We start from the raw sequence: 12,927 nt of genomic DNA on the forward strand, positions 1-12,927 counted from the left end.
CCTTGGAACGCCTTACGGTCGGCGGGACATGCCCGCTTGCGGAACGCTTACGACGACGTGCGAACGGTCAACAACCCGACCACACGCTGGACGACATCCTCGATCCCCATTCCGCTGGTATCGATCAGCACGGCGTCTTCGGCCGGCCGCAATGGCGCCACCACCCGCTGCGCATCACGGGCATCTCGAGCCATGATCTCGCGCAGCAGGTCGTCAAAGATAACCGAAACACCCTTTTCCATCAACTGTTTATGGCGACGGCCCGCACGTTCTTCGGCACTGGCGGTCAGAAACACCTTGAAGGCAGCATCGGGGAAGATCACCGTGCCCATGTCGCGCCCGTCCGCGACCAGGCCGGGGGCCTGCCTGAATGCGCGTTGGCGTTCCTTCAACGCGCTGCGCACCTCGGGAATGGCCGCAATCGCCGAGGCCAGCGCGCCGGTGGTCTCCAGGCGCAGTTCGCCGGTGGCGTCCACGCCATTGACCAGCACCCGCAGCCCTGCCTCGCCGGCATCGTCGAACTCCACCCTGGTGTCGAAGGTGCAGCGCACCAGCGCGGCCGGATCGGAGACATCCAGATCGGCCCAGCTCGCTGCCACGCCCACCGCGCGATACAGTGCGCCCGAATCGAGGTAATGCCAGCCCAGCCGGGCGGCCACGATCCGGCTCACGGTGCCCTTGCCGGCGCCGGAGGGACCATCGATGGTAAGGACGGGCGAAAGGTCGGTCATTCAGGTTTCCGGAAGGTCATCAGGCGGTAGTGTAGCGCCGCTCGCGGGGATTGCGATGCAACCACTTGAAAGCACGACGAAAAGCCGGTTAGAATTGCCGGCTTAATTCCGGGTGCACCCTCGATTGCGGGCACTCTTCCATCGAATCCAACCGTTTACGCCGAGGTGTGCCATGAAAGTCCTGTCCTCCCTGAAGTCTGCGAAGACCCGTCACCGCGACTGCAAGGTGGTCCGCCGCCGCGGCAAGGTCTTCGTGATCTGCAAGTCGAACCCGCGTTTCAAGGCGCGTCAGCGCTAAGCTTTCGCCGCGCGTGCAAGACCCGAGAAAGCCGCCTCCGGGCGGCTTTTTCTTGGCCGATCCTTCACGCCGACGATTGCCTGATGCAGGCTGGACTACTCAGATGCCCGGCCGGCTCCGCGTGACGGGTGTGCTGGCAGGCAATACGCCGCGGCGTTGTGTACCACCGATCTGCAAGCACGCCGGCCCTGGTTTTGCTGTAATCACCATCCGAATCTTGTCCACTGGGGAGTAGATGACATGCGCAACCGTTTGTTTGTCCTGCCGCTGATCGCGCTGATGGGGATCAGTGCCGCTGCGTCGGCCGATACGCTGCTGATCGACCGCGCACAGCAGAAGCCTGCCGCTGCCCTGCCCTTGCGCGGCGACAGCATGAGCCAGGTCGAAGGCCGTTATGGCGCGCCGCAGGAAAAGCTGCAGCCGCGTGGTGGCCAGAAGCGCCAGTGGCCGACAATCCACCGCTGGGTGTATCCGGCCTTCACCGTGTACTTCGAAAAGAGCCGGGTGATCGACGTGGTGGCCAACCAGGCCGATGCCAACGAGATCGGGCCCAAGCCGCCGATCAAGTGATCGCGGGTTGTTCGGGTTCCATCGGAGGGTGACTGCAACAGTGGTTTGATCCAATGGTGTGCGGGAAGCGATCGCTGCGAGTCGGTAAGGCGAGTCCCTCGCAAGGGGCGATTCGACGCGAATTCCTTGCAAGAGCCGATTCAACGCGAGTCCCTCGCAAGAGCCGACTTGATGCGAGTCCCTCGCAAGAGCCCGCACATCCATGTGCGGGGATTGAATTAACGGCCCGGCGTTGCCTGGCATTGATTAGGTAGTTGCAAGTTATGACCGATAGCGTTCGCTTTCCTGCCGAGTGGGAATCTCAGTCCGCCGTGTTGATTGCGTGGCCGCATGCGGGCACCGATTGGGCCGAGCGTCTTGCCGAGGTGGAAGAGACCTATATCGCGCTGGTCACGGCGATTTCCCGTTTCGAGCCGGTGATCGTGTGCGTGGCCGATGACGACCTGCAGATTTACGCGGAAGCGCGGCTGCGCTCGGCACGGGTGGACATGGCGCAGGTGCGCTTCGTGGTTGCAGCCTACAACGACACCTGGCTGCGCGATTCGGGCCCGATCACGCTGCGCCAGGACCGCGGTTTCCGCCTGATGGATTTCCGCTTTACCGGCTGGGGCGGCAAGTTCGAGGCCAGCCTGGACGATCAGCTGGTCACCTCGCTGGATGCGGCGCAGGTGTTCGTGCCCTCGCAGGTGCAGACGGTGGACTTTGCATTGGAAGGCGGCGCGATCGAGACCGATGGTGCGGGCACCTTGCTGACCACCTGGAAGTGCCTGCACGAGCGGCATCCGCAGCGCACGCGCGATTCGCTGAGTGCCGATCTTGCCGCGTGGCTGGCGCAGGACCGCGTGCTGTGGCTGGATCACGGCTATCTGGAAGGCGACGACACCGATGCGCATATCGATACGCTGGCGCGCTTCGCGGGCCCGGATGCGATCGTCTACCAGGGCTGTGATGTGGCCAGCGATTCGCATTACACCGAACTGCAGGCGATGGGCGCCGAACTGGCTGCGTTGCGCAAGGCCGATGGGCAGCCGTATCGGCTGTTCGTGTTGCCGTGGGCCGAGCCGATCCTGGACCAGGGCCGGCGTCTGGCCGCCTCGTACGCCAACTTCCTGATCGTCAACGGTGCGGTGCTGATGCCGGCTTACGGCGACAAGGCCGATGCGCGCGCGCAGGCAGTGCTGGCCGAGGCGTTTCCGCAGCACGTCATCGTGCCGGTGCCGTGCCGCCCATTGATCTGGCAGAACGGCAGCCTGCATTGTCTGACCATGCAGCTGCCCGCCGGTCTGCTGGCTGCCTGAGTCACTCCTGTTCCGGCCGGCAGGCCGGTGTTACACCATCGCGCGCTACCTTAGTGCGCCACTTCGCTGGACGAATCGCCATGACCCGTCATCTCCTTCCCGTCGCGCTGATCCAGGAGCGCAACCACGGCGACGCCGCGGCCAATCTGGCCATCATCGAATCGCGCGTGGCCGAAGCCGCCGCACAGGGCGCCAAGCTGGTGCTGCTGCAGGAACTGCACAACGGTGCGTATTTCTGCCAGCACGAGTCGGTGGACGAATTCGACCTGGCCGAGCCGATCCCCGGCCCCAGCACCGAGCGGCTGGGCGCGCTGGCCAAGCAGCACGGCGTGGTGCTGGTGGCCTCGCTGTTCGAGCGCCGCGCGGCCGGGCTGTATCACAACACCGCGGTCGTGTTCGAAAAGGACGGCCGCCTGCTCGGCAAGTACCGCAAGATGCATATCCCGGACGATCCGGGCTTCTACGAGAAGTTCTATTTCACCCCGGGCGATCTGGGCTTTGCGCCGATCGATACCTCGGTCGGCCGCCTCGGCGTGCTGGTGTGCTGGGACCAGTGGTACCCCGAAGCGGCGCGCCTGATGGCGCTGGCCGGTGCAGAGCTGCTGCTCTACCCCACCGCGATCGGCTGGGATCCGGATGACCAGCAACCGGAGCAGGAGCGCCAGCGCGATGCCTGGGTGCTCAGCCATCGCGGCCATGCGGTCGCCAACGGGGTGCCGGTGCTGTCGTGCAACCGCGTCGGCCATGAGCCCTCGCCGTTGGGCGCCTCGGGCATCCAGTTTTGGGGCAACAGCCATGTGCTGGGGCCGCAGGGCGAATTCATCGCCGAAGCCGGACAGGACCCGACGGTGCTGGTCTGCGACGTCGACCTGCAGCGCAGCGAACACGTGCGCCGCATCTGGCCGTTCCTGCGCGATCGCCGTATCGATGCGTATGGCGACCTGCTCAAGCGCTACATCGACTGACCGCATGCCTGTCGAGTTGCGCGAAGTCTGCGACGCGGACATCCCGGCCATCACCGCGATCTATGCGGAGCAGATTGCCGGGGTCAACAGCTACGAATACAGCGCACCATCGCGCGATGAGATGGCTGCACGGGTGCGCGCGAGCGTGGATGCCGGCTACCCCTATCTTGTTGCCGAGCGCGATGGCGTGGTGGTGGGCTATGCCTACGTCGGCGCCTATCGCGCACGCGCCGGCTACCGCTGGACCGTCGAGAATTCGATCTATCTCGCCAGCGCCGCGCAGGGCCACGGCATCGGCAAGGCCTTGCTCGGCGAGCTGATCGCACGCTGCCAACAGCGCGGCTATCGACAGATGATTGCGGTGATCGGCGATGCCGACAACCTGGCATCGCGACGGCTGCATGAACGTTTTGGTTTTCGCACGGTCGGAGTGTTCACCGGTATCGGCCGCAAGCATGGTCGCTGGCTGGACGGCGTGCAGATGCAACGCGCGCTCGGCTCCGGTGACACCGCCCCTCCTTCTGATGAATGACCCCATGACTGAGCAAACCACCCACGTTCTGGACGATGCGCTGTCCGGCCAGCCGCATCGCATCGTCGAACGCGATGGCGTGCGCTATACCCTGCTCGGCACCGCGCATGTCTCGCTGGCCAGCGTGGCTGCGGTGCAGCGGGCGATCGGCAGCGGCCGCTACGATGCGGTGGCGGTGGAACTGGACGCGCAGCGCCTGCAGGCGCTCAGCGACCCAGATGCCCTCGCCCGCCTGGACCTGGTGCAGGTGATTCGCAAGGGCCGGGTGGCCTTGTTTGCGGCCAACCTCGCCCTGGCCGCCTACCAGCGCCGCCTGGCCAAGCAGCTCGGTATCGAGCCGGGCGCGGAATTGAAGGAAGCGGTGAATCTGGCGCGCGCGCAAGGCCTGCCGGTGCACCTGATCGATCGCGAGGTCGGCCTGACCTTCAAGCGCGCGTCCGGGCGGCTGGGATTCTTCGGCAAGATGAAACTGGCCGGCGGCCTGCTCGGCGGTCTGTTCGCGGCTGACGAGGTGGGCGAAGAGGAAATCGAAAAGCTCAAGCAGGGCGACATGCTGGAGGCGAGCTTCGGCGACTTTGCCAGCGAAAGCCCGGAGCTATACGAGACCGTGATTGCCGAGCGCGACCAGTACATGGCCACGCGCCTGCGCGAGGAAGCCACCACCGATCAGCGCGAGATCCTGGCGGTGGTCGGTGCAGGACACCTGGCAGGTCTGGCACGCCACCTGGAGCAGGACACCGCCGCACCCGGCCCGTTGCGCGAGTCGCTGGAATACGTGCAGCAGCGCAAGCGCATTCCGTGGATTACGCTGGGCATCCTGGCGGTCATCATCACCGGCATCGGCATCGGCTTCTGGCGCGGCGGCCTGAGCATGGGCGCGGACCTGTTGTTGCAGTGGGCGATGTATACCGGAGGACTGGCCGCGCTGGGCTGCCTGCTGGCGGGCAGCCACCCGTTGAGCATCCTCACCGCGGCGGTGGTGGCGCCGTTCAAGCCGTTCCGCCTGAGCGTGCCGACCGGTGCGTTCGCCGCCCTGGTCGAAGTGCATATGCGCAAGCCGGCCTATGGCGACTTCCTGTCGCTGCGCGACGATGCGCAGACCTTGCGCGGCTGGTACCGCAATCGCGTCTCGCGCGTGGTGCTGACCTTCCTGCTGACCAACTTCGGCAGCATGGCCGGCGTGTGGCTGGCCGGTGTGCAGATCTTCAATCGCCTGCATGGGTGAGCGTGGCGGCGCTGCAATCTGCAGCTTCTCGTAGGAGCGCACGTGGGCGCGATTGAGCGTTACCGGTAACGCCCCATCGCGCCCGGGTGCGCTCCTACGGCATTCGATCGCTTGCGCGCGGCTACGGCGCGGACTGCGCCTGTGGCGCGAGCTGCAGGCGCACCCAGACGCCGTAGTGATCCGAGGCCCAGCGCCCTTCGGCATACGGGGTGTCGAACAGGATGCGCGCTTCGCGCGCCAGCAGGCGGTTCTGCTGGAAGAACACGTGGTCGATCCGCGCCGGCGTGTCGAACACATGCAGGTTCAAGGTGCTGACGGTGGCATCGCTGTTGCGATGCACGCTGCCGTAGCTGTCGCCGTAGCCCTTGCGTAGCGCTTCCAGATCCAGGGCGTCGGCGGCGGTGTTGAAATCGCCGGCGATCACGACAGGGGCCTGCTCGCTGTTGGAGGCAATGAAATCCAGCAGGTCGGCGACCTGACGCGTGCGTGTGGCCGTGCCACGCGCATCGGCACGTTCGTTGAGGTGGGTGACGTAGACATTGATCGGCTGGCCGTCGACATCGACCTGCAGATGCGCGGCTACGCGGTAGTCGTCCAGCGGCTGCAGCAGGCGCTGATGCCGGGCCAGCACCGTGCGCCGGCTCAGCAACGCGTTGCCGTAGCGCTTGGGCGCGCCGACCGGATCGGCCGAGGCGAAGGTGTAGTCGTAATCCAGCTTGCGCGCCAACCAGGCGGCCTGGTTCTCCACGCTGCCGCGGCGCTCGATCACTTCCTGCAGCGCGATCACGTCCGGCGCCAGTTGCTTGAGCTGTCTGGCGATATAGGCGCGACGCGCCGGCCAGTCTTCGCGGTCGTGATGCAGGTTGAGCGTGACCAGGGTCATCTCGCGCTGCGCCGCGCCCGGCGACTGCACTGCCGGGGATGCGTGTGCTGCCTGATCGGTCTGCTCGAGTTGTGCGGGTTGCGCGGCCTGCGTGGCGTGTACAGCGACAAAGCACAGTAGCAACGCCAGCCACGCGACCGGCCATCCGCCGCCGCGCCGCACCGGCGCTGCCCGGGTCGGTCGAGCCGCGTCGTTCATTGCGAGGCGCGCTCGGCCCGCCGCACCGCGCTGGGCACATCGATCTGCACGTTGGCCGGCAGCTGTTGAATCCGCAGTTCGCCGTTCTGCCATTCGGCAGATTCACCGTTGATGCTGGCCTTGCCCGGCGTGCCCTGGTACGGCCACGGCAACACCACCCCGCCCGGCGGCAGGATCAGGCCCGGCTGCAGTTGCAGCACCAGCTGCTTGTCGGTGCGCTGCAAGGTGTAATTGAGGCGCCCGTACGGTGTGCGCAGTTCGGCAATGCCGATGCCCTTGCCCTCGAACCAGCGCGTCGGCGTGCCGGCAGCGATGACCAGGCTGGCGTCGGATTCGCGTCCGTAGGCGAACATGTCCAGCACCGAGCGCACGAAATCCGAGGCGACCCAGGCATGCGGCAGGTCGCCGACGAAGAACGGCGTGCGCGGCGTGCGCGAGACCACTTCCGCCCATTGGTTCCAGGGTTGCGGCGCACGGTCCTTGAAGAAGAACGCGGTGGCGTCCCAGGCGCGGTCGCGCCAGCCCAGACGCACGAACGCGGCCACGTTGCGCCATTCGTAGGGCGTGTAGTCCTTCCATGCGCGCTTGCCGTCGCGGCGATCGGAAAACTCCTTCCAGTAGCGCTCGAAGGTATTGGTCAACAGGTCCTGCGGCAGGCGTTGCTGCTCGCCGCCCGGGGCCAGCGCGATGGTGGTCGAGGTCGCATCGAAGTCGCCCAGCTCGGCCGAGCCGGGCAGGAAATCAAGACTGTGCTGGCGCACCGCCGCGCCCAGCGAGGCGACCAGGTCGCCACTGAATTCGTCGCGTGCGGCGCTGAAGCGGGCGACCTCGTCGGGCTTGTCGAGTGCGCCGGCCAGCATCGCCGCATCCTTGTAGCCGCGCAGCGCCCAGAAGTTGTCCCAGTACGAATGCACCGGCTTGGCCGAATAGCCTTCGTGGCTGATCGACACCGGCATCATTCCGTAGAAGGCCGGATTGCGCATGAAGTTGTCTTCGGTGCGTTCGCTGGCGCGCAGCTTTTCCATGTAGTCGTAGGCGCCGGTCACATGCGGCCACATCTTTTCCAGGAACGCCTTGTCGCCGGTGTAGCGGTAGTACTCGGCGATGTTGAAGATCAGCTCGCCATGGCTGTCGTTCTCGGGCACCGGGTCGCTGCCGCGGTCGTCCACGCAGCACGGCACCATGCCGTCGGCGAACTGATACGGGGCGAACCAGTCGACGTACTCGCGCACCACGTCTTCGCGGCCGAGCCGCAGCAGGCCTTCGGAAATCATCGCGCCGTCGCGGATCCAGCTGCGCGAATACGAGCGCGTGCCCGGCTGCAGGCGCGGGCCGATGCGCGAGATCAACATGTGCGCCAGCGCGGTGCGCAGGGTGTCGACCACCGGCTTGCCTTCGGCCGGCACGCTGATGCGCACGCGATCGAGCTTGCTGCGCCACTGTTGGGCCACCTGCTGCTGCGCCTTGTCGGCATCGAAGCCGGCCGGCAGTTGCGCGGTGCCGGTCTGCGGAATCACCAGCGCCACCTCGCGCTGTTGGCCGGGCTCCAGCTTCCAGCGATACAGCAGCACGCCCGAAGCCAGGCCGGTGTCGTCCTTGACCTGGGTGATCGTCGGCGGCGTGGCGGCGGTGAGATGGCTGACATCCATGCCGCTGTCGAAGGCGCTGGCAAAGCCGGCATCCGGACGTTGTGCGGCGAATACCCGCGGCTTGCCGTTGACGCTGACCTGCGCGCCCTCCACCGCCAGTTGTTCGATCCGGCTGACGCCGCCCAGGGTATTGAGGAACTGCGCCGGCGGGTTGACCTGGAACGGCCGCACCGCCAACGCCAGCGTGAAGTCGCGCGCCTCCTTGCCGGTGTTGTGCAGCTGATAGCGTGCGACCAGTTGCGCCTGATCCGGGGTGCCCTGCACGAACGCGGTCACGCGCAGGTTCATCAGGTCGTGGTGCCAGTCGACGATGGGAATCGGCAGGTAATCGTCCTGCAGGCTCTGTTCGCTGCTGACGTCGGACCAGTGCAGCAGCTTGCCGCCGGTGACCACGAACGGCTCGATGCTGAAGCCGCCCTTGCCCACTTCCACCGCGCCGTCCTCGCCGATCAGGCCCTGCTCGGTGCCGCCATCCAGACCCAGGATGGTCCAGTACGGCTGCTCGCCGGAGAAACCGCGCGGATAGCTGCCGCGCGGCATCTGCGCGGCCAGCGACTTGATGAAGTCGTTCGGGGTCGCCGCAAACGCCAGCGGCTGCAGCTGCACTTCCTTGATGCCGTAGCGCCAGTTGGGGCCGTCCTTGAGATCGAAGCGCAGGTAACGCGCCTCGGTGTCCGGCAGCGCCAGCCAATCGGTGCCGCCGGCACCGGCCGTGACGGTGCGCAGGTCGCGCCAGCCGCGCCCATCGCTGGACGCGCGCACCACGTATTGCGAGGCCTGCAGGCCGGGGACCCACTGCACCACCGCGCCGCCGAATTCGCGCACCTTGCCCAGGTCCAGCGTGACGGTCTGTTGCTTGACCGCGCCGCTGAGCCAGAAGGTCTCCGGCTTGCCGTCGGCCAGGCGTTGTTCCAGGGCGGGCGCGGTATCGGTGATGGCCTCGGCCTTCAACGGCGAGGTGTCTTCCGGCGGCAGCGGCGTGAGCGTCAGGCGGTCGAAGCACACCGTGCCCTTGCCGCCGACCTTGTTGTAGATGGTGAACTCGACATCCGCACTGCTGCGCAGCTGCTTGTCCTGGCCCGGGCCCCAGGCCTTTTCGATGTTGCGCTTGCGATAGCCGACGGTGGTCCAGTTCTTCGGGAAGTTGAAGCCGGGCCGGTTGACCCACCACACGTTGTCGCCGCTGGCATCGATCAACTTGACCTGCAGGTCGTTGGACGGCGAGTCGCCGCGCAGCGCAAAGCCGATGCGGTAATTGTCCGGATAGTCGATCGGCAGGTTGCGACGGATGCCGACATAGCCGGACACGCCGTTGAAGTTGTAGTCCAGGCACAGCGCATGCCCGCCGGCACTGGTGGCGACCGGCCGCAGCGAGCCGCTGACCTGGTTGGACACCACCAGGCGCCAGGCGCCGATGTCGTTGAAGCCGTCGAGCACGCGTTCCTGCGCCTGCGCCGTGACCGCAGAGGTGGCAACAGCGGTCATGGCAAACAATCGCAGGAACATTGGCTTCACCCCTTCACACTCCCCAGCAGAAGACCTTGGATGTAGTAGCGCTGCAGCGCGACGAACAATAGCAGCACCGGAATCACCGTCACCACTGCGCCGGCCATCATCAGCTCCACGTCCATGATGTGCTCGCGCGACAGTGCGGCCAGCGCCACCGGCAAGGTGTACTGCTCCTGGTCGGTCAGCACGATCAGCGGCCACATGAAATCGTTCCACGAGCCCATGAAGGTGAAGATGGTCAGGGTGACCAGCACCGGCTTGAGCATCGGCAGCACGATCTGGAAGAAGATCCGCATTTCGCTGGCGCCGTCGATGCGCGCGGCCTCGATCAGTTCATCGGGTATGCTGCGCGCGTACTGGCGCACCAGGAAGATGCCGAACACCGTCGCCAGCGCCGGCACCACCACCCCGCCGATGTTGTTGACCAGATGCAGCTGCTTCATCAACAGGAACAACGGCAGCATCGCCACCTGAGCTGGAATCACCAACGCGGCCATCAGGATCTTGAAGATGCGCTCACGGCCGACGAACTGCAGCTTGGCGAACGCATAGCCGGCCATGGTGTTGATCAGCAGCGAGCCGAGCGTGATCAGCCCGGACACCATCAGGCTGTTGGCGAAATTGCGCGCCATGCCGGTGCGCGCGAACAGCTCGTGGTAGTTGGCGGTGGTGAACGCCGAGGGCAGCATCGGCGGCGGAAAGCGGCTGGCCTCGCCGGTGGGCATGAACGACACCGACAGCATCCACAGCAGCGGCGCCAGGCTGACCAGCGCCAGCAGCAGCAGGCCACCGTTGATCAGCACGCCATTCCAGCGCGATTGGCCGACATCACGACTCATATCAAATCCCTCTTGCGGCCAAAGCGCAGCATCACGGTGGTCACCGCCAGGATGATCAGGAACAGCAGGAACGCCACTGCCGACGCGCGGCCGAGGTTCCACCACTTGAAGCCTTCCTCGAACATGAAATACAGCACGCTCACGGTGCTTTGCAGTGGGTCGCCGCGGGTCATCACGTAGGGCTCGGCGAACAGCTGGAAATAGCCGGAGATGGTGATCACCCCGACCACCATCAGCACCGGGCCGAGCATCGGCAGGGTGATATGCAGGAACTGCTTCCAGCGCGAGGCGCCATCGATGCGCGCGGCCTCGTACAGGTCCTGCGGGATCGCCTGCAGCCCGGCCAGGAAGATCACCATGTTGTAGCCGAAGTTCTTCCATACCGCGAACAGCATGATGGTCGGCATCGCCCAGCGTGGGTCGCCCAGCCAGTCGATCGGGGCGATGCCCAGATGGCTCAGACCGAAGTTCACCAGGCCGTACTTGATGTGGAACAGATAGCGCCAGATCACCGCCACCGCCACCAGCGTGGTCACCACCGGGGCGAACAAGGCGGTACGGAACAACGCCTTGAAGCGCGAGGCCTTGGCATTGAGCAGCAATGCCGCGCCCAGCGACACCCCGATCGACATCGGCACGCCCAGCAGCACGAAATACGTGGTGTTCCACAACGACTTCCAGAACAGCGGCGTCTGCAGCAGGTCGATGTAGTTGCCCAGGCCGACGAAGCGCAGATGGCCGCTGTCGGCCAGTGCGTACAGATCGAAGTCGGTGACGCTGAGCACCAGCGCGGCAAACACCGGCACGCCGAAGAACATGCCCAGCACCAGGATCGACGGCGCGGCGAACACCCAGCCGGCGACGGAATTACGCTTCATCATCGTGCCGCCCCCTCGCCCGCTGCAGGCGCTGCGGCAGGTGTCGCCGCAGGCGTTGCCGGTGCACCGGCCGGACCGACATGCCCGCCCTCCTGTTCGAAGATCCAGCGGCGCTTGGCCAGGATCTCGTCCACGCGTTTATCCAGTTCCTGCACGGCGGCCTCATGTGATTGGCCGCCACGCACCACGCGCTCGGTCACCAGGCGCATTTCCTGCACGATGCGCTCCCACTCCAGCACCTTGGGCGTGGCCTTGACCCGCTCCAGCTGGTCGCCGAAGGCATGCGCCAGTTCGTCGTTGGCCAGCGAGGGCAACTTCCAGGTGCTGCGACGCGGCGGCAGGTCGCCGATGATGGCGTGAAAGCGCGCCTGCACCTGCGGCTGCGACAGGTATTCGATCAGCTTCCAGCTGGCGTCCTTGTGCTGCGACGACTTGAAGATCACCAGGCTGGAACCGCCGGCAATGCCCGCGCCCAGGCCGTTGGGCCCCGGCAGCGGCGCAGTGCCCCACTTGCCTTCCATGCCCGGCGGCTGGCGCAGCTTGAACTCGCGCACGTTCCACGGGCCGGACAGATAGAACGCGTAATAGCCGTTGAAGAACTCGTACCAGACGTTGGAGACCTGGGTCTCGGAGACCTTCGGCGCCCAGCCTTTCTGATACATGGTGTCGTAGAAGCCCAGCGCCTTGCGGAAGCCCTCGCCGCGAAAGTTGCCGTAGTTGTCGTGGTCGCGCAGCAGGCGGTCGTCCTGCTGCAGCGCGAACGACAGCTGCTGCTCGAACTCGTTGAGCGGCATCAGGATGGCGTAGCGGTCCGGGCCGACCTTGCGCTTGATCGCCGCCATCACCTGTTCCATCTCGGCCCAGGTCTTGGGCATCTCGCTATAGCCGGCCTCGCGCAGCAGGTCCTTGCGATAGAACAGCAGCCGGGTGTCCACATACCACGGCACGCCATACAGGGTGCCGTCGACCAGATTGGTGTCCCACACGCCGGGAAAATAATCCTGCGGGTCGACGATCCTGGAACGCGCCACATACGGCTGCATCGGTTCCAGCGTGTCCAGCAGGGCGAACTCCGGCAGCCAGGTGTTGCCGAGCTGGCATACGTCCGGCAAGCCATCGGCGGCAAAGGCGGTCAGCAGTTTTTCGTGCGCCGCCGTCATCGGGATGTTCTGCACATCCACGTGGATATCGGGGTTCTGCTTCTCGAAGTCGGTCACCAGCTCGGCGACCACTTCGGCCTCCTTGCCCATGGCCCAGAAGCGCACGGTGGTCTTGCCGGGGTCGGAGCGTTCGCACCCCGCCACACCCAGACACAGTGCGGCGGAGATCATCAACAGTTTCAAAAGGCGCAC

Annotated in this window: 12 protein-coding genes; 6 read left to right on the plus strand and 6 right to left on the minus strand. The window is 65.8% G+C overall.

From position 1 onward, the window contains the following. Positions 1–47: 47 nt before the first annotated feature. A complete protein-coding gene (gene cmk, locus DGN21_RS10965; protein ID WP_024939216.1) occupies positions 48–731 on the minus strand; it encodes a (d)CMP kinase in 684 nt (227 codons plus the stop codon). A gap of 172 nt (positions 732–903) precedes the next feature. Between cmk and ykgO the strand changes: the two genes are divergently transcribed. The 6 genes from ykgO to DGN21_RS10995 all read left to right on the plus strand — a co-directional run bounded on the left by ykgO (position 904) and on the right by DGN21_RS10995 (position 5,619). Further along, a complete protein-coding gene (ykgO, locus tag DGN21_RS10970) occupies positions 904–1,029 on the plus strand; it encodes a type B 50S ribosomal protein L36 (RefSeq protein WP_005913193.1) in 126 nt (41 codons plus the stop codon). Between the two features lie 240 nt (positions 1,030–1,269). Then, entirely contained in the window at positions 1,270–1,599 is a 330-nt protein-coding gene (locus tag DGN21_RS10975) for a hypothetical protein (RefSeq protein ID WP_102251925.1), read from the plus strand. 263 nt (positions 1,600–1,862) lie between these two features. Then, positions 1,863–2,897, plus strand: a complete 1,035-nt coding sequence (locus DGN21_RS10980) for an agmatine deiminase family protein (protein ID WP_126966101.1) — start codon at positions 1,863–1,865, stop codon at positions 2,895–2,897. A gap of 80 nt (positions 2,898–2,977) precedes the next feature. Beyond that, positions 2,978–3,862, plus strand: a complete 885-nt coding sequence (locus DGN21_RS10985) for a carbon-nitrogen hydrolase (protein WP_016904714.1) — start codon at positions 2,978–2,980, stop codon at positions 3,860–3,862. 4 nt (positions 3,863–3,866) lie between these two features. Further along, entirely contained in the window at positions 3,867–4,394 is a 528-nt protein-coding gene (locus tag DGN21_RS10990; RefSeq protein WP_104595230.1) for a GNAT family N-acetyltransferase, read from the plus strand. A gap of 4 nt (positions 4,395–4,398) precedes the next feature. Then, entirely contained in the window at positions 4,399–5,619 is a 1,221-nt protein-coding gene (locus DGN21_RS10995; protein WP_039527050.1) for a TraB/GumN family protein, read from the plus strand. Between the two features lie 121 nt (positions 5,620–5,740). Here DGN21_RS10995 and DGN21_RS11000 read toward each other — a convergent pair whose 3' ends face one another. From DGN21_RS11000 to DGN21_RS11020, 5 genes are read right to left on the minus strand one after another with little or no spacing between them, the layout of a single operon-like run. Continuing rightward, positions 5,741–6,700, minus strand: a complete 960-nt coding sequence (locus DGN21_RS11000) for an endonuclease/exonuclease/phosphatase family protein (protein ID WP_237474879.1) — start codon at positions 6,698–6,700, stop codon at positions 5,741–5,743. Next, positions 6,697–9,834 (minus strand): discoidin domain-containing protein, encoded by a 3,138-nt coding sequence (locus DGN21_RS11005; RefSeq protein WP_164738904.1) that lies wholly within the window; start codon positions 9,832–9,834, stop codon positions 6,697–6,699. Before DGN21_RS11005 ends, DGN21_RS11000 begins: the two co-directional genes overlap by 4 nt. A gap of 26 nt (positions 9,835–9,860) precedes the next feature. Beyond that, entirely contained in the window at positions 9,861–10,697 is an 837-nt protein-coding gene (locus DGN21_RS11010; RefSeq protein ID WP_016904891.1) for a carbohydrate ABC transporter permease, read from the minus strand. Then, positions 10,694–11,578, minus strand: a complete 885-nt coding sequence (locus DGN21_RS11015; protein ID WP_024940601.1) for a sugar ABC transporter permease — start codon at positions 11,576–11,578, stop codon at positions 10,694–10,696. The genes DGN21_RS11010 and DGN21_RS11015 overlap by 4 nt, the downstream gene beginning before the upstream one ends. Beyond that, complete coding sequence (locus DGN21_RS11020) at positions 11,575–12,927, minus strand: sugar ABC transporter substrate-binding protein (RefSeq protein WP_126966099.1); 1,353 nt, start codon at positions 12,925–12,927, stop codon at positions 11,575–11,577. The genes DGN21_RS11015 and DGN21_RS11020 overlap by 4 nt, the downstream gene beginning before the upstream one ends.

The organism is Xanthomonas sp. MLO165 (assembly GCF_018831305.1).
GTDB lineage: Bacteria > Pseudomonadota > Gammaproteobacteria > Xanthomonadales > Xanthomonadaceae > Xanthomonas > Xanthomonas arboricola.

What these genes read in the sequence shown, in the direction of transcription:
- DGN21_RS10975 (WP_102251925.1), top strand. Translation starts at nt 1,270, where the DNA reads ATGCGCAACCGTTTGTTTGTCCTGCCGCTGATCGCGCTGATGGGGATC.
- DGN21_RS11005 (WP_164738904.1), bottom strand. Translation starts at nt 9,834, where the DNA reads ATGACCGCTGTTGCCACCTCTGCGGTCACGGCGCAGGCGCAGGAACGC.
- DGN21_RS10985 (WP_016904714.1), top strand. Translation starts at nt 2,978, where the DNA reads ATGACCCGTCATCTCCTTCCCGTCGCGCTGATCCAGGAGCGCAACCAC.
- ykgO (WP_005913193.1), top strand. Translation starts at nt 904, where the DNA reads ATGAAAGTCCTGTCCTCCCTGAAGTCTGCGAAGACCCGTCACCGCGAC.
- DGN21_RS11010 (WP_016904891.1), bottom strand. Translation starts at nt 10,697, where the DNA reads ATGAGTCGTGATGTCGGCCAATCGCGCTGGAATGGCGTGCTGATCAAC.
- DGN21_RS10995 (WP_039527050.1), top strand. Translation starts at nt 4,399, where the DNA reads ATGACTGAGCAAACCACCCACGTTCTGGACGATGCGCTGTCCGGCCAG.
- cmk (WP_024939216.1), bottom strand. Translation starts at nt 731, where the DNA reads ATGACCGACCTTTCGCCCGTCCTTACCATCGATGGTCCCTCCGGCGCC.
- DGN21_RS11015 (WP_024940601.1), bottom strand. Translation starts at nt 11,578, where the DNA reads ATGATGAAGCGTAATTCCGTCGCCGGCTGGGTGTTCGCCGCGCCGTCG.
- DGN21_RS10990 (WP_104595230.1), top strand. Translation starts at nt 3,867, where the DNA reads ATGCCTGTCGAGTTGCGCGAAGTCTGCGACGCGGACATCCCGGCCATC.
- DGN21_RS10980 (WP_126966101.1), top strand. Translation starts at nt 1,863, where the DNA reads ATGACCGATAGCGTTCGCTTTCCTGCCGAGTGGGAATCTCAGTCCGCC.
- DGN21_RS11000 (WP_237474879.1), bottom strand. Translation starts at nt 6,700, where the DNA reads ATGAACGACGCGGCTCGACCGACCCGGGCAGCGCCGGTGCGGCGCGGC.